Origin of the sequence: Photobacterium minamisatsumaniensis (genome assembly GCF_050336695.1) — a bacterium.
Taxonomy (GTDB): Bacteria; Pseudomonadota; Gammaproteobacteria; order Enterobacterales; family Vibrionaceae; genus Photobacterium; species Photobacterium minamisatsumaniensis.
Map to the genome: position 1 here is coordinate 1 of NZ_JAKJSI010000020.1, position 23,453 is coordinate 23,453.

Consider the following 23,453-nt stretch of genomic DNA (forward strand, 5'->3'; position numbering starts at 1 on the left):
TGTGATAATATTCTTAATGTAAATAATTTACTAACTAAAAAAATGGTGAATTTAAATTCTGTTGATCATGTTATATCAAACTTTGATGTAATTCCTGAAAATATAATCCAAAGTGGTAACCTTGGGCCTAGTGGAACATCACAGCAGACAGTTTTCCTTGACCACTACATATACATCTGTTCGATAAAAATGCAATTACGGCGCTCTTCTAACTTTTTGCCCGTCCTCTATATGTAACGCAACACTTGCTCCCCCTATGAAAGCTGAGTGATTTACACCCTCTGTGATCTGAAATTTACAGGTCTAAGAGAGATAGTACTTTAATGTAAACACTCTCTTTCATACTTTGACTGGAGGGCTGTATGGCACATCGACAATTAAACGACAATGACCGCTTTTATATGGCTCCGTTGCAAAATTTGAGAATTCAGACACGCTAGGAATAAAGACCTAAATGGAATTAATCGCATGTCAGATTTCAAAGGTCGCCACTTCACTGCTGATATCATTCTTTGGGCTGTGCACTGGTACTGCAAATACGGTATCAGCTACCGAGAGTTAGCCGAAATGTTGTTAGAGCGAGGTGTCACCGTCAACCACACTACCTTATATCGATGGGTTCAGCGTTATGCGCCAAAGATAGAAAGACGGTTACGATGGTGCTGGAAACTCGGATGGAACATCAATTGACTGGTTGACGAGACCTATGTATGAGTAGGTGGTACCTGGATGTACTTATACCGAGCGATTACCAAAGAAGGTCATACTGTCGATTTTATCTATCTCGTACTCGAAATCAAAAGGCAGCGAAGAGCTTTCTTAGTAAGACTCTTCGCAGTATTAAGCCTGTTCGAGGGTTTCAATCCCTGAAAACAGCGTTTGCCACAACCAGAGGATTCGAAGTAATGCGAATGTTTAGTAAAGGGCAGTTCGATACCTAGTTATATGCTCGTGGCCCCTTGGCCGAAGTGCGTCTAATCGAAGAGGCCTTTACCTTTTAGGCCACAAAACGGCTGAGAAAACAGGCTTTCATTAAACTTTGCAACGGAGCTGCTAAAAGAGTTAGTTGAAGTTTATTGGCAACGATGGGAAATCGAACGCGGTTATGGGGAGTTAAAGCAGTATCAATTAGCAAACAAACCCCTTCTTCGAAGTCTTAAAAGTGACGGCATATACCAAGAGCTATAGGGGATCTTAATCTCATACAATATCGTGCGCTTAGAAATGGCTTAAATAGCCAAGGAGCTATGCCTAAAGCATTGAAAATGATGCGAGAGAATGGGAAGCGGCTCATTCCTCCAAAGAGGCGAAAGAGAAAACCGTACCCGAGAGCGGTGCTGAAAAAGCAACTAAGTATCCAGCGAGAAGTCGAAATAGAGACGCCACTCGCTCTTAAGCGAATGGCGTTACTGATAAATCAGCGGTTTCTTTAAATGTGGCGGAGCGGTTTTGGTATGGCAGGATTTTCAAATCCCTTTCGCTGCCACTAAAACGGCGAAAGCCTCGACATTTCTGTCGAGGCTTTCTGAATGTGGCGGAGTGCTACGAGGGTATTACGGATTTGAACCTCGGGTTCTATATACCCTAGATGCAAAAAATCCGCTGATAAATCAGCGGCTTTTTCTAATGTGGCGGAGAGATAGGGATTTGAACCCTAGGAGGGTCGCCCCTCGCCTGATTTCAAGTCAGGTGCTTTCGGCCACTCAGCCATCTCTCCGTTGTGCGGCAGATAATACGGGCATTGCGTAATACTGTAAACCCTAAACAAGTCCAACCGTTCACTTATCCAGCAATATACGTTCAATTAAACGAGTTGATGATTTTGTTGATTAAGTTATAAGCGCAATCGCGTTCACCTTTTTATCTAACTGGATTTTTTTCTCCAACTGGACTTTTAATACCTAGCACCATGTCGTGTAGACAAAAAAGCCATATACCGTGAGCTTAGTCACCCAACCGCTGAGAGCTATATCACATCTGCTAGCGGTGGATACAATTGTCCAGCTAATGCTTTCTTTATCCAATAGTTTCCTCTTCCACTCAGTCTCATAATTACAACCAACAAGACAGCATACTGTCGCAGTGATTAGCTCAGACCAATAACGTTGGCTCCCCCGCCAACTGAAAAAATAAACCATAACGAAAATGGAGTGATTTCAATGAAAAACCAATTGGCGGTGATGAAACGGCACTTATTAACAGGGACCAGCCATATGCTGCCCTTCATTGTGGCAGGTGGTGTATTACTTGCTTTATCGGTAATGCTTAACGGTAAAGGGGCTCAGCCAGAAGGCCCGTTCCTAACCGGTATTTGGGACATGGGTATCGCAGGCTTTACCCTGTTCGTGCCTGTTCTTGGTGGTTATATTGCCTATTCAATTGCCGACCGCCCAGCTCTTGCGCCGGGTATGATTGGCGCTTACCTTGCGAACCAAGTGAATGCCGGCTTCCTCGGCGCGATTATCGTCGGATTTATTGCTGGTTATGTGGTTTTGCAACTAAAACGCATTCCTCTGTCTAATAAATTAAAGGCTATATCAACCTATTTCATTCTACCCATTGGCGGTACCTTTATTGTCTCAGGGTTAGTCATTTGGGTAATTGGTACGCCTATTGCGATGGCAATGGAAGGTATGAATGTTTGGCTACAAGGCATGGCTGGGGCGTCAAAGGCATTCCTAGGTGTCATCCTTGGTGGTATGACTGCATTCGACATGGGTGGTCCAATCAATAAAGTAGCAACGCTATTTGCTCAAACCCAGGTCGGCACTCAGCCTTGGTTAATGGGTGGGGTAGGTGTCGCCATCTGTGTACCACCCCTTGGTATGTTCCTAGCTACCTTACTGTCGCCAAAGCGCTATTCACCAGAAGAGCGTGAAGCAGGAAAAGCAGCCGGTATCATGGGTTGTATCGGTATCACCGAAGGCGCGATTCCTTTCGCAGCTTCTGACCCAATACGTGTTATCCCCTCAATCGTCGTGGGTGGTATTGTCGGTAACGTAACGGCCTTCATGCTTGGCGTACTTAACCACGCACCATGGGGTGGCCTAATTGTACTGCCTGTCGTGGATGGTCGCCTTTTCTATCTACTCGCAACCGTCGCTGGTGCTGTCACCACAGCGCTAATGGTGAACGCACTGAAAAAACCAATCGAAGAACGTAAAGAATCTACGGAAGACGTAGAAGAAGACAGCCTTGAATTAGAATTTGATTAATAAGAACCATTTCGGGAGAAAAATAATGAAAGTACTTGGTGTTACCTCTTGTCCATCTGGTGTTGCACATACTTACATGGCAGCTGAAGCATTAGAAACGGCGGCAAAAGCAAAAGGCTGGGACGTTAAAATTGAAACTCAAGGCTCAATTGGCATTGAAAATGAAATTTCGCTCAAAGAAGCAGAGCAAGCTGACATCATAATTTTAACCAAAGATATTGCTATCAAAAATGAAGAGCGTTTCAAAGGTAAAAAAATAGTACGCATCGGTGTTGCCGATGCCGTGAAAAAAGCACCACAAATTATGGATAAAATTGAAGCTCATCTTGCTCAAGCCTAATTCATAGCCTGCACAATGGCGTTACGAGAGAAGTGAAAAGTCTCGTAACGCCATAATTTAATACTAATAACTCAAATTAAATGGTACCGAGTTAACAATTAACAGAGCAAGATATCGCCACAAGCTACATAATCCATAATAATGAAACTGCTGCAACTTAAGTCATAATCGTTATACCTAAGCGACGTCTATATCAGCCACATTACCATTCATCGTCCTCACGAAAAGCATGGGGCCAACGAGATATATTAGATTGAGTGACATGAAGAATACCTTCTCTGACCTACTTGATAGCGCCATCTCTGACAATGCATCTTTTCAGCATATTTGGTTTGCTGGTGATTCTGTACCGCCACCGGAAGCAAGTTACCAAGTTAACTTCCCTCGTCTTGAATTAGTTTTCAAAGGCAAATACGAAAACCATTTTGAAAACCACCAGCAGCAAATTGACAATGTCTCTTTGGCGGTTGGCGACGCACTGTTTATTCCAGCCAATGCTTGGAATAAGCCCAACTGGGATCATGAATGCTCGGTGCTGAGTCTACTATTTGGCAAAAGCCAGCTGGGACTAAGTTTGGTCAGCAAGCATGAAAATGAAGATGGCTTCTATGATGTCGTGAAGTACAGCGTCCCACAGCGAACCGGACATGCCATTGATCATATTTTGAATGCACTTTCTACTCTCGCGCATGAAAAGAAGAAGCAGCCCGCCGATAAGTATTTATTACTTGCGCTGTTAAGCTATTGCAAGGATATGATTGAAAAGCCGGCAGAAGATACTAATAGCCGAAGTGAAGATCTATTCAAGGGCATTTGTATTTATGTACAAGAGAATTTTCACCGGAATATAAACCGTAATACCGTTGCAGCTAGGTTTAATATTTCCCCTAACCACTTATCTCGATTATTCCGACAAGAAGGGCACATGCGCTTTGCTGATTATATTGCATGGGTCAGGCTAGAGCGCGCAAAATTCATGCTCAAGCGCTACAACTTCCGCTTAGAAGAAGTTGCTCAGCGTTGTGGTTACCACGATTCGAATTATTTTTGCCGTGTTTTCAAGCGCAAAACAGGCAAAACCCCAACAGAATATCGCAGCTACTAGCGGCGCTCCCCAAGACAATTACTACAATAACTATAACTCCGGACCTTGCCCGCCTACCCTGCGGGCTTTTTTTATGAGCCGCATAACCAAGTCTTCTCCACAAATAGTCTCCAGATGCAGAATTCAGAGTGCTTTCATGGTGTTTATTCACTCAGGAAGGGCTGCTCTGTCACTACCCAGTTTTGGATCGAATCGCGATAATCAGATACATAGCGGAAATAGATATGATCAATCGCCATCAAAAGTGGCATTTGTCCAGATATCATCCCGGTTGATTCTTCGCCATTTAACGATGCGGTTAAGATAAAAGAATCTGCAATTGATAGTAGTTTAGATTTTTCATTGGCTGTCACGCAAAGCACACTGATCCCTCGCGCTTTCATCTCTTGTGCATTACGGATCATCCGAGCATTTTGCCCCTTTAGGGTAAGCAAAATTACCAAAGCACCAGGCGTCAGAATCGAGCTCACCATTTGCATCGAGTCACTGTCTTGCACGACTTCAACAAATTTACCTAGACGGGTAAAGCGAAACTTAAGATCGGCAGCAGAAAGAGCACTGTAGCCAGAGCCAAACACATGGATCACATCGTGGCTATGAATTGCCTGACTAAACTGGGCAACTTGATCTTTATCGAGACGTTTATCAAATGCTTTTAAAACATCGACATAGTCATGATGCAAACTGCTTGGTTCAACATGCTGTGGTTGCTCTTGCTCAAGCTGCTGCTGATAAAGAAATAAAAACTCTTTGAAATTATTAAGGCCAACTTTCTTGCAAAATCGAGTAATCGAAGCGGTAGAGACCCCAATATCCTCCGCCAGTTCTTCAATGTTTTTCACAGGCTGGCGAGCCAGAAAATAATCGGCAATTTTATTATCAGTACTGGTGAATTTAATTCGGGCATACTCAAAAAGCAGCTGAAAGTCTTTGTTCATCTTCTTTTCCATGCAATACAGCTTTGATGAATAGACAAAGCAATGATAACAATTTATAACGAAAAAAGTTTCATAACAACAGCATAAAGCAGATAGTAATGTAAGAAGTAATGAAAAGATTTACAGGTGAGGTGGGAAGCACATTAGTTGGACAAAAAATGTACTTCCCGGGGGATTCTATTTCAGAATAGAGGCTAAGCTGTAGGGCGGGGTTAGAAGTAGTATTCAAGCCCTAAGCGAGCTTCAGTAATATCAGATTCATTAATTTCCATCGCCTTCAAACGTAGGTAAATCAATGCATTGTTATCAATAAAGTAGATCGTCTGGCCAGAAATAACATTATCCGCGGTACCATCAACCTTCTTACTATCAATTTCCAGATCACTATTGGCGGCATACCCAACTTTAAACTGCCAGTAGCCTACGTTATACAAGGCACCGACTGAATAAGCTGTCTGGTCTTGTTTGCCACCGATCAATGTTTCTATCGTTCCCGCACCTGCGCCAGCATTATCATAGTCAGAATAATCTGCCGACATCACTTTGTAGGCACCAAAAAAGCCAATACCATTGTCAAAATTCAGCTCAAAACCCGTTAAATAGGTCATATAATCCGAGGTTGCAGACAAGGTCGAGTTACTGGCTGCATCTTCAATTTCAACGACTCGGCCTGTGCCATATTCATAACCTGCATGCAGTAAAAGTGGTCCAGTATTATAATGTGCTGCCGCGCCATAGAAGTTGCTGTCTGAATCTTCTGGGTTATTACCTCGACCAGCAGCCAACGTCATCGTGAAGCCCGCCCAATTTGGACTATCCCAGCTGATCTGGTCAGATTGACGGCTATAGTTAGCGCCACCATCAATATCCGCTCCCCAATCAAACACATTACCTAGACCCGGATTCGAATAAGGCCAGTCGATAATGCGATATAACGGGGTATCAAATCGGCCAAACTTAACCAGCCCCCAGCTATCATCAGTAAAACCAGCATAAGTATCGCGTAAGCCTAGCTGGCCATCACCTTCATTATCACTCCAACCAACGTTATTCCCCTCGATTTGCCATACTAGCGTTGGCGCACGCGCCATGTCTTTAGTACCACGAAAGCCAATACGAGATTCATTCTCGATGCGGTTAACCGTGTCTTTACCGTCTTCGGCATAGCTATAGGCGGATATCGCCACCTGGCCATACAACTCAATGGCATCATTCGCATAAGCTGAAAAAGAAGCCATAACCGCTATCGCAGAAACGGCAATACGCTGTTTACTAAACATGTCAATTCCTTTATTTTCTTTCAGATAAATAAAAATCAAATAAAACCGATGCCCGTTGTTGTCATTTTTATAGGCTTTAAATAACTAGCAGCTAAGTATCGAGCTATTTAATAGCGGCCAATCGATACCTAGCAATTTTTTGTTATTCCAGATGGATATTTATTGCAGAGAAAATATACAAATTAAGAATCAAATTTAATATATGACATTCCTATTAAATACAGCACAAATGAACAACCCATTTAAAAATATGATCTAATCCATACTTTTAGAAATCAATATTAAGTCTATATACAGGATGGTAATGATAAGGGTAATTCACAGAAATAAAGTTATGCTACATATGTCTAGTATTTAATAGATATATCCTCTCCCCTGTCTTTTCCATGATAAATATAATAATAGATATATTTACTCATACTCACGTCAGGAGTTCATGGTGTCGACATTATTACTCGATGGAGAATGGCAACTCTCATCACCACAACACCCTCATATTAATATCGCCTGCCCATTACCGGGGGATATACATTCAGCACTGATAACAGCACAGCTACTTCCTCCTCCCTACCTTGGTTGCAATGAAAATGACATACAATGGGTCGGAGAAAGTGATTGGGTACTTCGCCGTACGCTTTACCTTGATAGTTCATCACTGGATGCCCAGGCTGTCGACCTCTGTTTAGAGTTTGTCGATACCATGGCGCATATTTCGATAAATGGGCATTCAGTACTTCAATGCAGCAACATGTTCCGTCGCTATCGAGTGGATGTTCTCCCCTATTTAGTTGATGGTGAAAACCATATCGAAATAAAACTAGACCGTAATGATATAGAAGCTAGCAAGCGCGCTGAGAAACTTCCTTTCCCGGTGCCTTGGGCGGTTGGCAACAACAAAATCCCCCATATGAATACCCTTCGTAAAACCCAATGCCACGCAGGGTGGGACTGGGGGATTTGCTTATTAGCGAGCGGGATTTATAAATCAATCACTTTGGTACCAGTGCATCAAACACGTTTAACCCAAGTGCGCACCACACAAAACTGGAACAAAGATGATAGCTGCGATCTCAACGTTATTATTGATTACGATATAACATCGTTATCCGATAAACCTCAACAGCTTGTTGTACAGTTCGATCAACAAGAGCACCTTATTCAACTGCCAGCCGACATGCTTGGTTCGCAACAGTCTCAATGTGTTATTACTATCACGGAACCGCAAAGGTGGTGGCCTGCAGGATATGGTGAGCAAACGCTGTACCCACTCAGTGTTCAGCTCAACAACCATACTATCAACAAACAAATCGGGTTACGTGAGCTCGAGCTGAATACCGACAAGGACAGCATTGGCAGTGCAATGACCTTTAAGGTCAACGGCAAAGCGATTATGGCCAAAGGGGCTAACTGGATCCCGCTTGATGCATTGCCCTCAGCCCATACCCCACAACGTTACCGACAGTTGTTAGAAGATGCGACAGCGGCGAATATGAACATGATCCGTGTTTGGGGCGGCGGTATGTATGAACACGATATCTTTTATGATTTGTGTGACGAGTTAGGGCTGCTTGTGTGGCAAGATCTGATGTTCGCCTGTGCTCTGTACCCTTCAACGCCTGAGTTTTTAGATGATGTTGAAGCCGAAGTCCGAGATCAGGTTCGTCGTCTTGCCGATCACCCTTCACTCGCCTTATGGTGTGGCGACAACGAAGTGATTGGTGCCATTGGCTGGTATCCAGAGTCCAAAGCCAACCGCGAGAAATATGTCGTCAATTATGACCGTCTAAATCGAATGCTAGCCGATGTTGTCACGACTGAAGATCCAACTCGACGCTTCTGGGCAAGCTCCCCGTGTAATGGCGAGCTCGACTTTGGTGATGCTTGGCATGATGATAATTGCGGTGATATGCATTACTGGGATGTTTGGCACTCAGGTAAATCTTTCGATGCCTACCACAGCGTTAAGCCTCGGTTCTGCTCGGAGTTTGGTTTCCAATCTTGGCCTTCATTACCCACCGTAAAAACCTACGCTGATGAAAGTGATTGGAACGTTACCTCACCGACGTTTGAACAACACCAAAAAAATGGGCGCGGCAACAGCATCATTACCGAAATGTTTACCCGCTACTTCCGCTTCCCAAATAGCTTTGACAATATGCTCTACCTTAGCCAAGTCCAGCAAGCACTCGCCATCAAAACGGCCAGTGAATATTGGCGAGCTCACAAAGCACATTGTCGCGGGATTCTATACTGGCAACTTAATGATTGCTGGCCTGTTAGTTCGTGGTCAAGCATTGAATACACTGGCCGCTGGAAGCAACTTCATTACCATGCCAAGCGCTTCTTTGCGCCACAGCTGGCTACCTTCATCAAAGAAGAGCAAGCACTTACACTTCATTTGGTTAATGACCAGCACCATCGCTGTACTTTAGAGGGACACATTCGCCAAATCCGCTGGGACGGTGAAGTGGTTGCCCAATGGCCAATCAACACGACACTTGAAGCGGATCAGGCCACCAGTGTATGGCAGCAGCAGGTACGGGAAACAGAACCGAGTGAAAGCAAAGATCACTTCTTCCATGTTCAACTGCATTGCGGTGAGAAACTTATCGAAAACAGTTATTACCCGGCATTATTTAAACATGCCAACCTTCAGCCATCTGTCGTTCATTGGCAGGTAAAAACGGATAACACTGGGATATACGTTGAGCTCGACAGTAACAACCCGGCTTTATTTGTTCATCTTGAATTCGATGGCCCTGGCCGCTTTGATGATTCCAGCTTTACGTTACTCCCTGTAGCCATAACGGGAGCGCCTAAAAAAGTCCGTTACCAAGGCTGCGTATCTGCTTATGAATTAGCAGAAAAACTACGGGTGTATCACTTACGCGATACATATTAACTACGACGCTAAACGCATATTTAATACCAATCCCAGCTTTTAGCTGGGATTTATTTATTGCCTCCCATGCACGATGTCTTCTGCCCCCTTCCATATATCATCCCAATATAGATAACCAAAACAGATAGCCAAGATAAATAACTTTTACATTAAGTAAAACGTAGGTTGAATAAAAAAGCCGGCAATGAATGCCGGCAAAAGGTGGTAAATAACGTGAATCTACTTCCCGTTTAGCTTATATCCTAACTGTTTCCATTGTGACGAATAACAAAGCTCCGGATCTGTTTAGGTTTAAACTCTCCGAGTTCAACATCCCCTTTTATTTCAAGTTCAGTAGATATTTCTCTCTCCATTAGATCTACTTCAACGAACTGATTAAATACCGGCGGCATAGTCAGCAAGCCAGATGATTTAATGAATTCTGCACTCGGGTTATATAACCTTATCAATACACCTGTATTATCTTCTGTTGGCTTAATAGCGCTGCACACCACACTTTCTGAATTTAGACAAAAGCCTTGCTGATGATCATCAACCGGTTTATCCAATGGGTGCAGTACAAAGTATTTAAGGGTATTAGTAAACTGATTGAGTGATTGGTTTTGATAAACCAAACAATCAACAGCATAGTGTTGCCAGGATTGTTGAATAGCAGCCGGATCAAAATACGGTTCAATCAATACGGCACACTCAACCTTTAACTGACCCTGTAACTGGCTATCGGGGGTTGGGATATATTTAAATTGCTGACCAGACGCAATGCCCGGACGGCGTTGTAAATCAGGCTTACCTAACCACCCGACGGAGCGGAACATCGTCAACGCAAGTTGATTATCGGCGCGAACCTCATACTCCTTCACCCCTTTCGCCATCAAGGTCATACTCAATTTAGCATCATGTAAATTCGCGAAATGCAGCATTGGGTAAATCGGGCTTGGTTCTTCTTTCCAGCCAACCTGTCGCCAATCATCTATGTGTTTGTGCTGATTAGCGCGCTCAACAATGCCAAACGGTGTGTCTGCCCACGATGTTTGGGTTTTGAACGGCGTTGTCATCATCAATTGCAGACGGTGATCTTCCACCTGATTATCAAATTCCGCGTCAATCACCAATGGAGAGCAATGTAGCCCAGACAAGCTGTTATCTGAAGTCTTCTCCAAACGTAATTCGATACGGTAACCCAACTGGCCTGAACGTTCTCTACTCGCTCGCTCTGCCAAGTTTTTCGGCAAGCTCCATGCCCCTTCAACCACGAGCGATTGAACATATTGCCCTTTGCTTACAGTAAACGTCGCTTGCTGCCAGTCTAAGGTTAACAGCCAATCCTGCTCTGGCGGGGAGTAGTCATAGGTATCCCCATCATCCCCCATGTCTAACAGTGTTAGGCAATCGTCCCACCATTGCTGCTGTTGTTTATCAAACAAACGGAACTGGCCTTGGCTATATTCAAGGCAATATCGATCGTTCTCAATCTGAGCTTCACTAACACTGGCTTCAGAGGCTGGGCAACTATTCTGCGAAGGTTGTTCAGCTTCAATGACTTGCAAGCTAACAAATCCAGAGGCAGGTAAAGCATGATGGAACACTATCTCAGTTTGGTAATAATACTGGCTAGGATCATTTGAACGACTATCACGCTGAATAGTGCCACGATAAGCGTGCTTAGTCTGGAGCACATCAAACTCAACCGTATTACCCTGAAGATCGCGCAGGGTAATATGTGGATGCGTAGTCGCTATCGTCGTTTTGATCAACGGCTCGCGCGCATACGGCAAAGTGTTAAACACCGTTAAGCGTCCGTCGATACCCCCCTGTTCAGCCGTTGGCTGTGATTCTGCCAGTTTTCGAACCAAGTAATCGACAGCAGAGCCTGACATTTGGTCCGCCTGCTCATAGCGAGCTAGGATGATTTTGTTGGTTTTATCGGTATTACAGCCACCAGCGCTATCATGGGCATGGTTGCGCAAAATCGTTTTCCATATGTTGGTCACCATCGACGGCTTCGCCTCAATGCCCCATGACTGGGCCATGACCATAAGCGGCTCTAACTGATAACTCAGGCGACGTTCAACCTTGTCGTTCAGGTATTTATGATCATAGCGAGATGAATATATTGAGCGATGGATCTTCGAGACTTGACCGTCAATCAACTCACCGCTAATCGTCGGCAACGCCAATTCTTCATCTGCTAGGGCTTCGAACAAACGATCATAGCTACTTTCGACCAATGTATAATCAGCGCAAGCACGGTTATTAACGGCTAAACGTGCCTTGATGTTACGGTCGACATAGCGCTGATCACCACCAAGCGGAATCGCGATATTTTGTCCGAGTGCACCATCCTCAGCTTGATGGCAAAGGGGAGCTGGATCATCATTGTCGATGAGATAAGATCCAACAAAATAGCCATTTTTGATGTTATACCCAAGTACCTCACTACCGTCTTCACATTGCCAGTTAAACTCACGACTGGTACATATGTCTGTCGATAGCCCACGCCAGAACACCGTTTTATCGATCCCAACGCCTTGGTAGATTTTGGGCATATCAATACTCTGACCAAATGCATCAGGTACATAACCTATGTTCATCACCGAGCCGAACTGCTCACCAAGGCGAATGCCCGTCATCAAATTACGGACAATCGATTCGCCTGAAATGATCAGCTGATCCGTTTGGGTATACCAAGGGCCAATAAGCAGTTTTCCCTGCTGAACCAAGCTTGTTAAGCGATCTTTCTGATCAGGACATTGCTCAAGGTAGTCCTCAATGATACTAAGTTGGCCATCAAGCAGGTAAGTGTCATTTTCACCAGATTCTAAGCCCGACATCACTTCTTCCATATGGTAAACCAGTTGGATCAGTGACTCATGCGTCGAAAAGTACCACTCGAAATCCCAATGAGTATGTGGGATCACATGAAATGTTTTTTGCATTTTCATTTCTCTCTTCATGCACTATCAAGCTATAGCCGTGGCAATAGCACCTTCAACTTCAAGGATGTCAGCTTGGCTTAACGTGTCGCGGAATGGCTTGTGCATCATATTGCGCGATAGCTTCGTTAACATGCGAACGCTCTCTTCATTGCCGTCTGCAGGGATACTCAACGCCACAGCCGTTTTCACCGGTTGCTCGTCCATGGTTTCCCACTCAATAGGATGACTAAAACGGACAACAAACAGGCCAGCATGGGTTGCCGCAGTATTCTTACAATGTGGGATCGCCATCCCACCGGTAAATCCAGTGCTTGAAGACTGTTCACGTGCTTTCAAGCCCGATTCATACGCTTTCGCATCCGAGACATAGCCCAGTGCTAATGCTTGCTTGGCAATGAATGCAAACGCCTGCTCCTTGGTGGTTGATTCACGATCAAATAGAACATGTTCAGGGTTAAAAACAGGTTTCGTGCTAGTGGCACTTGATGTCTTAATTACTTGAGGTGAAAAAGTCTCTACTGCTGGCTGAGCATCAGCCTGCGAGGTTGGTGAGGTGGTTTCGACTTCAATCGGTTTCCGCCATAAACCAATAATCAAGGCCGTTAGAGTGATACCCGCGAAGGTACAAAGGATCCAGGTAACAAATGGGATTGGCTGCTCAATATAGCCAACAAATGTACCTAATGGTGAGCCTATACCGCCGTAGAATTTAACGTCAAAGAATCCCACCAAGCCACCCGCTAGGGCTGAGCCAGCAACACTTGCAGTGATCATCTGAACTGGATGCGCCGCGGCAAACGGAATAGCCCCTTCAGTCACCCCAACAATACCCATACCAAAAGCAGAGTTAGCCGCTATCTTTTCCGTCGCACTAAACTTGTTCTTAAATAGCTGAGAGGCAACAAAAATCCCCAATGGCGCAACAGAAATTGCCGCTTGTGCTGCCGTTCCCGGAACAAAGTTGGCTCCTTCAATACCATATTTGGCCACGGTATCGGTGAATACTGCGGTACCAAAAATCAACGCGGTTTTATTAACCGGCCCACCGAAGTCAAAGCCAATCATTGCGCCGATAATTGCGCCGATAATAAAGGTCGACGCCGAATAGTTAACAGTCAGCCACGTTAACCAGTCGTACATCGCCCCCATACCAGAGGCAATAGGCCCGCCAATCATGTACTTAACAACAATCGTAATAAAGAAAGTAGCAATTAGCGGCAGAATCATAATTGGCACCAACGGCTGAAGCAGCTTTGGCCAACGGATCATTTTCAAGTATCGAACAAAATAGCCAACGATGAACGCAACTAGAATTGCAGATAAGAAACCACCACCGGTTTCAGTTCCCAAGAAGCCAGCATCGTTCGCGATATACGCGCCGATCATTGCTGGCGCAATGGCTGGGCGGGAAGCAATTGAATTAGCGACAAACCCAGCAAACAATGGGATCATCAATTTAAAACCAACTTGGCCGACTAAGAACAGGTGATACATCAAATCACCAAGTGGATCTGACTGATCAAACCCCCAAGCGACCATACGGCCAAGCTCATCTTTCTGGAAAGCAAAAATATTGGCAATCGCCAATAGTAAACCAGCAGAAATAACCATCGGCACCATGTACGAAATGCCGCTCATGATATGCTGAATAAAGCCATTTTCATTGGTTTTACCTAAGGTAATATTACCCACCTCAGTGCCTTTACCACCAAAAACTTGCGCTTCCTTTAACGCAACATCAACCAATGCTTTGGCATCTTTAATCGCAACCTTCGGGCGCGTTTTGTAGATCCGCTTGCCAGCAAAACGGGCAAGTTCAATCTCGATATCAGAAGCAATAATCACGACATCTGCCGCCGCAATTTCTTCCTCAGACAATATATTTTCAGCGCCGATCGAGCCCTGTGTTTCGACTTTCACGTTAAAGCCGTGCTCTTGCACTAACGCTTCAAGCGCTCTTGCTGCCATATAAGTATGTGCAATACCTGCTGCACAAGCAGTAATTGCTACTATGGTGTGGCTCATTGAGTGGCACTCCTATCAATTTTTAGTCCGTCCAACTGCTGCCTATTGTGTTAATTTTTTCAGAATATTTTTGAGATCAACCACACAAAACAACAAATAGTGAAAATATTTTCACTAAAGTTAGATCAAATAAACAGATAGAAGGTATGTAAACAGGTACTTTATTAATAACGCAGTGTGCCTAGAGTTGAAAAATTATGTCGCTCGTTTTTTAAAACCGATGAAAATATTTTCACTCGAGATCAGTAGCACTTTCACATTACAGTAGAAGCTAATAGCGGATGAGTATCATGAGCCAAGCAACGACCTCTTCTCAATTACTAGAAAGCCATGCAGTCCTTCCCCCTCGAAATAACGACCAAATTGTTCAGCAGCTAACAAAATTGGTAGACAGCACGTTGGCGATCAAAAAAGTCTACGTAGCCGCAGAAAACCTGTCTGCACCAGAGCTTGCTTGGCAAATTGATATTCCACGCATCGATATTATTATTTCTGGCAGTATAGTGACCCACTACTCAATCGATAACTGCCACCATATACAACAATACCTTGAAGCCGGCGATGTACTGTACTTTCCCGCAAAAGCCTGGAGCCAGCCTATGTGGCAAGAGGAAGTCACAATATTAAGCTTGATGATAAGCCCGCATAAAGTGGGATTTAGCCTGCAAAAATGGAACGGTGAAAGCTTTACTGAAATAGCAAAACGACCGACGATTCGACATCATCAAAAAATCGGTAATGGATTACTCCAAGCACTTAATGAGTTAGGGCACGATGGTGCAGATCACCATACGGTTAGCCTCGTCATTCGCTCACTCCTAAGCCATATCATGGTCATGAGCGAGATGCCAGATAGCCTGCCTTCTCGTCAAGAAGAGCTATTTCAAAAAATCACCCGCTATATCGACCACCATTTTGAGCAGCAGTTAAACCGTGAAATGATTGCCGAGCAGTTCTACATTTCCGTTAATTACCTTTCCCATATATTCCAACAACAAGGTAAAACCAGCTTTAAGGACTACTTGTGCCATCGACGGCTCGATAAAGCCCAAGCGTTACTGGCAGAAGATCAATGCCGAATTAAGCAGATATCAAAACAGTGTGGATTTAGCGACAGCAATTATTTCTGCCGTCTATTCAAACAAAAGTTGGGCATGACTCCTTCACAATTTCGGGCTGGATTAGCAACAGGCCCAGCCTAAGCTGAGCCTGTTTAAACAACTTCGCTCAACGACGATTAGTTAAACGGCCCTTCTGCTGACCACGATGGTGGGAAAGCATCAGGGGTTGTTGCCCAGCTATAGTTGGGTTCATTACCCATTTCGAACACCAGCTCACCGCCTTGAGTGATTTCGCCGTGGCTGATCCATGAACGATCAAGGCTATTACCATTTAACGTGACGGATTGAATATAAATATTCTGCTCCGACACCTGCTCAGCTTTCACGGTAAAGATATTGCCGTTAGGTAAATTCAGCGCCACTTCTGGGAACATAGGGCTGCCAATTACATAGCGTTGATCGGCAGGGTTTACCGGATAGAACCCCATCGCAGTGAACACATACCAACTCGACATCTGGCCGTAGTCATCATTGCCACAAATCCCTTCAGGCTTATCGGTGTAACACACATCCACCACTTCCTTCAGCCACTTCTGGGTTTTCCAAGGCTGACCCACATAGTTGAAGAGGTATGGTGCATGGTGATCGGGCTCATTTCCTTGCACATACTGCCCTACCATACCGGTACTAAAGATCGGCAGCTCTTGATCGGGATCGGGGGTTGTCTCGAATAAATCATCCAAACGCTGGATAAAGGCTTCCTGACCCATCTTGTCGACAAGTCCTGCAATATCATGCTGAACATGCCAGAAATACTGCCAAGCATTACTTTCAGCAAAACCTGCCTCATAACGTTCTGGATCGAAATCCGATATAAAGTCACCGTTTTCTAGCCGTGGAACAAACCAGTCTCGGCTGCTGTCGTACTGGTTCTGCCAGTTTTTGGCCTGCTTGATAAAGTGCTGGAAGTCCGACTCTTTACCCAACGACTGTGCCATTTGCGCGATTGCCCAATCATCATAGGAATATTCCATTGCGCGTGATGCCGCCCAACCGTCGCCGCCCTCTTCTTCGCTATAAGGTACATAGCCCTTTTCACGATAGGCAACAATCTCGGCACGATCTGACGCCGCCGATGCCTTCATCGCTTCTAGTGCTAACTTAGGGTCAAAGCCTTCAATGCCTTTTAGCCACGCATCGGTAATCACAGGAACAGCGTGATAACCCAGCATCATGTTGGTCTCGTTGCCTTTCATTGACCACACTGGCAACAAACCCGTTTCCTCATAATGGGCCAGCATCGAATTGACCATATCACTTACCCTGTCTGGCTCAACCAGTGTCTGGAACGGATGGGTGGCTCGATAGGTGTCCCACAGTGAAAAAGTATCATAACGATCGAAACCATATGCGCGCTGGATTTGATGATCCGCACCTTTATAGCGACCATCGACATCTGAATGCAATGTCGGCCCAAGGTAAGAGTGATAAATCGCGGTGTAGAAGATCCGCTTTTTGGTCTCGTCATCACTGGTAACGGCCACTTTTTCTAGCTCGGTTTGCCATGCATCACGCGCGGCTTGTCGGGTATCATCAAAGTCCCAGCCTTTCAGTTCAGCATCGAGGTTTTTATAGGCGCCAGCAACATCCACCGATGACAGAGCGACTTTCACTAAAACTTCCGTTTCATCGGCACTGGTATCAAAGTTAAAGTAACCACGGGTTTTGGTGCTTTGTACTTCATTGCCACCAACAACCTGACCCGTCTCATCATCTTTCAACTCAAAGCCCGTCATGGGTTTCGAGAATTTAATCACGAAGTGTTCACGCTGATCGGCAGCCCAACCGGTTGAATAGCGATAACCTTCTAGGGTTGTCTCATCAACCACTTTGATCACTGTATCTGTCGGCGAGTCCCAGTTAAGGGCGTACCCCAAATTCAACACTACTTTAGAGTCGGCATCTTTAGGGAAGGTGTAGCGGTGAAAGCCAACGCGATTGGTCGTGGTCAGCTCGGCCTCAATACCATAATCATCAAGCATGACTTTGTAGAAGCCAGCCTCTGCCGTTTCGTTGTCATGGCTAAAGTGCGACGCTTCGCTGGTACCACGCATTTCATCCGAGCGGCTATTAAACGGCATCAATAAAATATCGTTGAGATCCCCAGCCCCCGTACCAGATAGCTGGGTATGACTAAAACCCACCAGCCTATCGTCATGGTAATGATAGCCACTGATGTAATCCCAGCCGCCTGTACCGTTATTCGGGCTTAATTGCACCATACCGTGAGGGACCGTTGCCCCCGGATAAGTATTGGCTAAACCGCCAGTGCCGATCATCGGATCAACATATTTGACTAAATCAACTGCCGGTGTCTCTTTGCCATCATCAGGATTGCTATTGCTGTCCGAATTACATCCGACCAAACCTATCGAGACAGCAACCGCTGCGGCAAGTAATGAACGTTTAAACATATAACCTCCAATGTAAATTTTGTTTGATTCGCATGCCGACGTTATTTGGCAGGTGCATCAGGCTTTTGGTTAGACATAACAAAGCTCAGCTGTCCGCCGGCGTAAATTTCGTCATGGCTAAAGGTGTTGTTGCTATCGAGTTTCTTACCATTGATGGTGACCGACTCGACGTAGATATTGTCGGGGCCGTTATTCTCAGCGGTAATGGTGAATAGCCCACCATCGACAGCCACCGTCATTTCATCGAACAGCGGGCGACCAATGGTATAAACCGGTTCGGCTGGGGAGATTTGATAGAAGCCCATTGCACTCATGATGTACCATGCTGACATCTGGCCAACGTCTTCATTACCTATCAAACCATCAGGGATCGGGAGGTAGAAAGTATCCATGACCTCGTCGATATACTCTTGTACCTTCCAAGGCTCTTCGGTGTAGTTGTAGAGATAGATAACATGATGATCGGGTTCATTACCGTGGACATACTGACCGATATAGCCCGTCATATCGCCCTGGCTAGTATCGGCGTCTGAATCGGCATTGAACAACGCGTTGAGGTTGGCAAGGAACGCTTGCTCTCCCCCCATGACTTCTTTTAGGCCGTCAATATCGTGTGGAGCAAACCACGTCCACTGCCATGTATTGCCTTCAGTAAAGTCTTCCCCTCGGTGCTCGGCTTTATATGGCCAGAAATAATCCAGCGGTGCGCCTTCACAATCATCGCCTTCACACGACGACATATTGTTAACCCAAGAACCATCGAGGTTCTTCGGTCGCATAAACCCTGTCGCACCGTATTGGCCATATTCACTCGGGTTATAATCGAAGTAGTTCTTGAACGCTTTCGACCGGTCGAGGTAACGAGTTTCTTGCTGTTTATCACCCGCTAAACGGGCTATTTGGGCAATACACCAATCGTAATAGGCGTTCTCTAGCCCATAAGAAACGGATTCATTAACAATGGTGTCGTAGATATCTGCGGGGTTGTTTTTAATGTCGGCTGGCACATAACCAAGATCTTCCTGATATTCGCCATGGCGGGTCATGACAATCCAGCGCTTATCACCGTTCCACGCATCCTGATACGGGATCCAATCACCAGTAATGCTCATGTCAAAGTTAGCACTGACTTCAGCCGCAGCCAATGCCAACTCATAATCTTGCTGGGTAAAGGCTTCTGGATATTTCACCATGGTATCGGCAATCACCGAGACGGCAGGGTACCCCACCATTTCGCCAGTATAGTCAGAATGCAATTCCCACTTCGGCAACACCCCACCGGTTTTAAATTTGTTTAGCAAATCATGAACATATTCAATGGAGCGCTCTTTATCGATGATGGTTTTTAACGGATGGGCCGCTCGGAAAGTATCCCACATCGAATACACCGAATAATTGGTAAAGCCTTCTTCGGCCTGATAGGCCTTCCCATCCATGCCTCGATATTGCCCGTCACTGTCTTGATAAACAAAAGGGGCAAAATAGGTGTGATAAACCGATGTGTAGAAGATGGTTTTCTCCGCTTCTGTCCCGCCTTTCAACTGGAATTTTTCCAGCACATCATGCCAAGCAACAGCCGCTTTATCTCGCACCTCATCAAATTCGAAGCCGGTAGTCTCCGCCGCAATATTGGCTTGGGCGCTATCCATGCTCAGGGGTGAAATCGCTACCTTCACCTGCAGTGCTTCGCTACCCTGACCAAAATTAAGGTGGGTGATCACATCGCGGCTATCCGTTATTTCAGTCGCCTCGGTTTGCACCCCTTCATTGAGTACCAGATACGACTCAAAAGGTTCGGAGAACTCAGCGTAAAAATACACCGTCTGGTACTGCGCCCACTCGTTACTTACTCGCATACCCGCAATCGCATTGTCACCGACAATTTTGAAGCTAATTTCGCGGCTATGGTTGCCCCACTCGCCCAATAGCTCATGGCCTAAATCAACCTTCACCTTACGATCTTGATCGTCAGGAAAATGATAGCGATGAAAAGCCACGCGCTTGGTTGCCGTTAGCTCGGTTTGAATTTGATTCTCGATTAAATCAGCCGAGTAATAGCCCGGTGTCGAAACCTCTGTACCTTTATCGATAGTCGCTACTCCGGCGTTAAAGCCGGTATAAGGCATGAAAGCAAAATCATTAAGATCCCCCTTACCCGCACCCGATATATGCGTGTTACTAAACCCCGAGATTCGATCATTGGAATAATGATAATCCGTTGGTGTATTGTCATCTTTGGCGCCATCGGGGCTTGGCTGGATCATCCCTTCTGGTACAACAGCCCCGGGGATCACATTTCCCAGCCCATCAGTACCGATAAACGGATCGACATATTGCAGTAAAGTCAGTGAGTCATCAGGCTGGGTTTTACTGTCGCTGCTACTGGAGTTACACCCCACCAGCCCAAGCGATAGAATAATGGCAGTCGCAATCAGCGTACGTTGAAACATGTTACCTCCATGAACATTTTCTTCAGATACAGCGATCCCTTACCGCTAAATCGAAACACCGAGATTTGGCAATACCTGAAGTTTTAAATAATTGACAACTCGCTAAGACGCGTAGTTGCAAGGATGTGTGAAAGCAGGCAAGAGAGTACTCCCTTGCCTGTTTGCTGCTACGTTAATCGTATATAGTTGCGTGCGTATATGGCTGCGTTAATTGTGTGTGGTTTAGTTAACGGGTTGCTGGTCGGTCATGACGAAACGCAGCTCACCACCAGGATAGATTTCGCTATGTGCGAAAGTGTTGTATTTATCCAACGGCTTACCGTTAATCGTCACCTCTTGCACGTAAAGGTTATCTGGGCCGTTATTTTCGGTGACCACTTTGAATTCACCTTCTGGCAGATGCACCGTTACTTCATCAAAGACAGGACGCCCGATAGTGTAAGTCGGATCTCCAGGAGTGATTTGGTAGAAGCCCATCGTGCTCATAATGTACCAAGCCGACATCTGGCCAACATCTTCATTACCAATCAAACCGTCAGGACCGTTGTGATAGAAGTCCTTATACACCTGATCCAAGTATTCCTGCGCTTTCCAAGGCTGATTGGTACGGTTGTACAAATAAATGACATGGTGCGATGGCTCATTACCGTGAACATACTGGCCAATGTAGCCTGTCATATCTTGCAAATCACCTTCGTTCGGCTCGGCATTAAACAGCTCGTCTAGCTTCTTATTCAGGCCATCAGCACCGCCCATCAATTCAGTGAGGCGATCCAAATCTTGCATCAATGTCCATTGCCACTGCCAAGCGTTACCTTCGGTAAACCAATAGTGATCGACTTTATACGGGTCAAACTCAGCTAACTTAGTACCAGTATCATCAACGGGAACGAAGAACTTCTCGACCGGATCCCAATGGTTTTGCGACCACGTACTACGATCCATGTACTTGTCATAGTTCTGGGTGTCGCCTGCCGCTTTCGCTATCTGGGCAATCGTCCAATCGTAGTATGACATCTCTAACGCATAAGAGACCGAGTTCCAGTTCGGCACATGGATAAACTGGTATTGCTCGTAATAGCTGTACTGACCCGGCATTACAGAAGCTAAAATATCATCGGGAATTTGCGGGAAATCTTCGGGATGGTAAGTCGAGCTTTCCGTTGCCGCTAATAACGCATCATTCGGGTCGACGTCCATACCTTTTACAATAGCATCGGCAATAATAGCGGTCGCGGGGTAACCTATCATGGTGCCGGTATAGCTTGAATGGGCTTCCCATTTAGGTAAGATCCCGGCATTCTTCTGCTTGCGGATCAAATCGTTAGCAAAATCTTCGGCACGCTGTGGATAGATAATTGTCTGTAATGGATGTACCGCCCGGAAGGTATCCCACATCGAGTAGATTGAGTAGTTGGTCAGGCCATCTTCTTCGCGAATAAAACCCAGTAAATCGCGGTATCGACCATCAACATCTTCAAACACAATGGGTGCTATTTGGCTGTGATAGAAGCCGGTGTAGAAGTTGGTTTTCTCTACATCACTGCCACCTTTTAGTCCAATGACAGACAGCTCTTTTGCCCAGGCATATTCAGCCTCTTCCTTGACCTTGGCAAAGTCGAAATCAGGAACTTCCTCTTCCAAGTTCAACTCAGCACCTTTCCAATCAACTGGCGAGATCCCCACTCGTACCTCGATTGGCTCATTACTTTCTGAACCAAAATCAAGATAGGCGGCTATTTCAGTATCAGTGCGGACTGCACCGTGTGGTAATGAACGCTCGGCATCATCTTGGTTTAACATAAATGCATTAGCAATCGGCGCTGAGAATTTGGCATAAAAGAAGATATTGTGATCTTTTACCCAAGAGCCACTGACCCGACGACCACGAATGGTGTAATCATCGACCACTTCAATTTTATTTAAGACACTTTCACCACCATTTGCTTGCAATGTATGGCCAATATCTAATTTAATTTTACGTTCGCTACCTTTAGGGAAAGTATATTTATGAACACCCACCCGTGTTGAGGCTGTTAATTCCGCCTCGATATTCGATTTATTTAACTTAACTTTATAATAGCCGGCCGATGCCTCTTCAGAGGCTTTATCGAATGTATTTTCCTCGGCATTACTTTCGTCGGTATATGGCAAGATAAGAATATCGCCCAAGTCCGTTACACCAGTACCGCTGAGGTGAGTGTGGCTAAAGCCATAGACCGGAATATCCTTATCAATAATCTCATCCTTTTCATAATCACTGGCATCATGATAACCACTGGCAGAGTGCCAGCCATCCAGTGTGGTATCTGGGCTTAACTGCACCATGCCTTGAGGCACCGTCGCCCCCGGGAAAGTATGGCCAGAGCCCGCAGTACCGATGAACGGGTCAACGTAATTCAGTATTTCCATATCAACGACAATCTCATTATCTTTGTCGTCGGTACTATTGCCACTATCGGAGTTACACCCGCTCAAACCTAGCGCTAAAGCAATTGCCAATGGTATATATTTCTTTTGGAACATAATGCCACCTTATATAGCTAGAATTTATTATTGATAAAACAACAAATCAGCTAATTTATTATTAATTTGTATATCGAAACGATATTGGATTATCTGACATTTATTATTCGTTAATGGCACTTGGGGATATATAGGATAATTTACGCATTCACTATAAATTTGTAACCACCCCAAAAGGCTGTGAGTAATCTCTCATTGGCT

Annotated in this window: 13 protein-coding genes, 1 tRNA gene and 2 pseudogenes; 8 read left to right on the forward strand and 8 right to left on the reverse strand. The window is 45.2% G+C overall.

What is annotated here, in order from left to right:
- The 3 genes and pseudogenes from L4D78_RS10810 to L4D78_RS10820 all read left to right on the forward strand — a co-directional run.
- The coding region (locus tag L4D78_RS10810; RefSeq protein WP_428466935.1) for a hypothetical protein at window positions 1-237 on the forward strand (237 nt) is incomplete at its 5' end.
- Between the two features lie 231 nt (window positions 238-468).
- Window positions 469-941 (forward strand): annotated as a pseudogene (locus L4D78_RS10815) (IS6 family transposase).
- A 103-nt stretch (window positions 942-1,044) separates the two neighbouring features.
- Window positions 1,045-1,396: pseudogene (locus tag L4D78_RS10820) on the forward strand (transposase); the annotation flags it as partial.
- A 233-nt stretch (window positions 1,397-1,629) separates the two neighbouring features.
- Here the strand turns inward: L4D78_RS10820 and L4D78_RS10825 are convergent.
- Window positions 1,630-1,717 (reverse strand) — tRNA-Ser (locus L4D78_RS10825).
- A gap of 442 nt (window positions 1,718-2,159) precedes the next feature.
- On the opposite strand from L4D78_RS10825, the gene L4D78_RS10830 reads away from it, so the two are divergent.
- The 3 genes from L4D78_RS10830 (at window position 2,160) to L4D78_RS10840 (ending at window position 4,660) form a co-directional block, all read left to right on the forward strand.
- The gene (locus tag L4D78_RS10830; protein WP_428466936.1) at window positions 2,160-3,215 is read left to right on the forward strand and encodes a PTS fructose transporter subunit EIIC; all 1,056 of its coding nucleotides are present in this window, start codon (window positions 2,160-2,162) and stop codon (window positions 3,213-3,215) included.
- Between the two features lie 25 nt (window positions 3,216-3,240).
- Window positions 3,241-3,555 (forward strand): PTS fructose-like transporter subunit IIB, encoded by a 315-nt coding sequence (locus L4D78_RS10835; RefSeq protein ID WP_428456232.1) that lies wholly within the window; start codon window positions 3,241-3,243, stop codon window positions 3,553-3,555.
- A 262-nt stretch (window positions 3,556-3,817) separates the two neighbouring features.
- On the forward strand, window positions 3,818-4,660 hold the full coding sequence (locus tag L4D78_RS10840; protein WP_428466937.1) for a helix-turn-helix transcriptional regulator: 843 nt from the start codon (window positions 3,818-3,820) through the stop codon (window positions 4,658-4,660).
- Between the two features lie 143 nt (window positions 4,661-4,803).
- On the opposite strand, the gene L4D78_RS10845 is transcribed toward L4D78_RS10840, so the two are convergent.
- Both L4D78_RS10845 and L4D78_RS10850 read right to left on the reverse strand, forming a co-directional pair.
- Window positions 4,804-5,598, reverse strand: a complete 795-nt coding sequence (locus L4D78_RS10845; RefSeq protein WP_428466938.1) for a MurR/RpiR family transcriptional regulator — start codon at window positions 5,596-5,598, stop codon at window positions 4,804-4,806.
- Between the two features lie 212 nt (window positions 5,599-5,810).
- Entirely contained in the window at window positions 5,811-6,878 is a 1,068-nt protein-coding gene (locus tag L4D78_RS10850; RefSeq protein WP_428466939.1) for a porin, read from the reverse strand.
- Window positions 6,879-7,317: 439 nt separating this feature from the next.
- Here L4D78_RS10850 and L4D78_RS10855 point away from each other — a divergent pair, with 439 nt between their 5' ends.
- On the forward strand, window positions 7,318-9,780 hold the full coding sequence (locus L4D78_RS10855; protein ID WP_428467035.1) for a beta-mannosidase: 2,463 nt from the start codon (window positions 7,318-7,320) through the stop codon (window positions 9,778-9,780).
- A gap of 242 nt (window positions 9,781-10,022) precedes the next feature.
- Here the strand turns inward: L4D78_RS10855 and L4D78_RS10860 are convergent, their stop codons facing one another.
- Together L4D78_RS10860 and L4D78_RS10865 are read right to left on the reverse strand one after the other, a co-directional pair.
- Entirely contained in the window at window positions 10,023-12,716 is a 2,694-nt protein-coding gene (locus L4D78_RS10860) for a glycoside hydrolase family 38 N-terminal domain-containing protein (protein ID WP_428466940.1), read from the reverse strand.
- A gap of 24 nt (window positions 12,717-12,740) precedes the next feature.
- The gene (locus tag L4D78_RS10865; RefSeq protein ID WP_428466941.1) at window positions 12,741-14,741 is read right to left on the reverse strand and encodes a fructose-specific PTS transporter subunit EIIC; all 2,001 of its coding nucleotides are present in this window, start codon (window positions 14,739-14,741) and stop codon (window positions 12,741-12,743) included.
- 290 nt (window positions 14,742-15,031) lie between these two features.
- Between L4D78_RS10865 and L4D78_RS10870 the strand changes: the two genes are divergently transcribed.
- Entirely contained in the window at window positions 15,032-15,943 is a 912-nt protein-coding gene (locus L4D78_RS10870) for a helix-turn-helix domain-containing protein (RefSeq protein WP_428466942.1), read from the forward strand.
- 35 nt (window positions 15,944-15,978) lie between these two features.
- On the opposite strand, the gene L4D78_RS10875 is transcribed toward L4D78_RS10870, so the two are convergent.
- The 3 genes from L4D78_RS10875 to L4D78_RS10885 all read right to left on the reverse strand — a co-directional run bounded on the left by L4D78_RS10875 (window position 15,979) and on the right by L4D78_RS10885 (window position 23,252).
- The gene (locus L4D78_RS10875; protein ID WP_428466943.1) at window positions 15,979-18,276 is read right to left on the reverse strand and encodes a GH92 family glycosyl hydrolase; all 2,298 of its coding nucleotides are present in this window, start codon (window positions 18,274-18,276) and stop codon (window positions 15,979-15,981) included.
- A 41-nt stretch (window positions 18,277-18,317) separates the two neighbouring features.
- Window positions 18,318-20,726: a GH92 family glycosyl hydrolase gene (locus tag L4D78_RS10880; RefSeq protein WP_428466944.1), complete on the reverse strand. Its 2,409-nt coding sequence runs from the start codon at window positions 20,724-20,726 to the stop codon at window positions 18,318-18,320.
- A 222-nt stretch (window positions 20,727-20,948) separates the two neighbouring features.
- Complete coding sequence (locus tag L4D78_RS10885) at window positions 20,949-23,252, reverse strand: GH92 family glycosyl hydrolase (RefSeq protein WP_428466945.1); 2,304 nt, start codon at window positions 23,250-23,252, stop codon at window positions 20,949-20,951.
- Window positions 23,253-23,453 lie beyond the last annotated feature (201 nt).

What these genes read in the sequence shown, in the direction of transcription:
- L4D78_RS10830 (WP_428466936.1), top strand. Translation starts at nt 2,160, where the DNA reads ATGAAAAACCAATTGGCGGTGATGAAACGGCACTTATTAACAGGGACC.
- L4D78_RS10835 (WP_428456232.1), top strand. Translation starts at nt 3,241, where the DNA reads ATGAAAGTACTTGGTGTTACCTCTTGTCCATCTGGTGTTGCACATACT.
- L4D78_RS10840 (WP_428466937.1), top strand. Translation starts at nt 3,818, where the DNA reads ATGAAGAATACCTTCTCTGACCTACTTGATAGCGCCATCTCTGACAAT.
- L4D78_RS10845 (WP_428466938.1), bottom strand. Translation starts at nt 5,598, where the DNA reads ATGAACAAAGACTTTCAGCTGCTTTTTGAGTATGCCCGAATTAAATTC.
- L4D78_RS10850 (WP_428466939.1), bottom strand. Translation starts at nt 6,878, where the DNA reads ATGTTTAGTAAACAGCGTATTGCCGTTTCTGCGATAGCGGTTATGGCT.
- L4D78_RS10860 (WP_428466940.1), bottom strand. Translation starts at nt 12,716, where the DNA reads ATGCAAAAAACATTTCATGTGATCCCACATACTCATTGGGATTTCGAG.
- L4D78_RS10865 (WP_428466941.1), bottom strand. Translation starts at nt 14,741, where the DNA reads ATGAGCCACACCATAGTAGCAATTACTGCTTGTGCAGCAGGTATTGCA.
- L4D78_RS10870 (WP_428466942.1), top strand. Translation starts at nt 15,032, where the DNA reads ATGAGCCAAGCAACGACCTCTTCTCAATTACTAGAAAGCCATGCAGTC.
- L4D78_RS10875 (WP_428466943.1), bottom strand. Translation starts at nt 18,276, where the DNA reads ATGTTTAAACGTTCATTACTTGCCGCAGCGGTTGCTGTCTCGATAGGT.
- L4D78_RS10880 (WP_428466944.1), bottom strand. Translation starts at nt 20,726, where the DNA reads ATGTTTCAACGTACGCTGATTGCGACTGCCATTATTCTATCGCTTGGG.
- L4D78_RS10885 (WP_428466945.1), bottom strand. Translation starts at nt 23,252, where the DNA reads ATGTTCCAAAAGAAATATATACCATTGGCAATTGCTTTAGCGCTAGGT.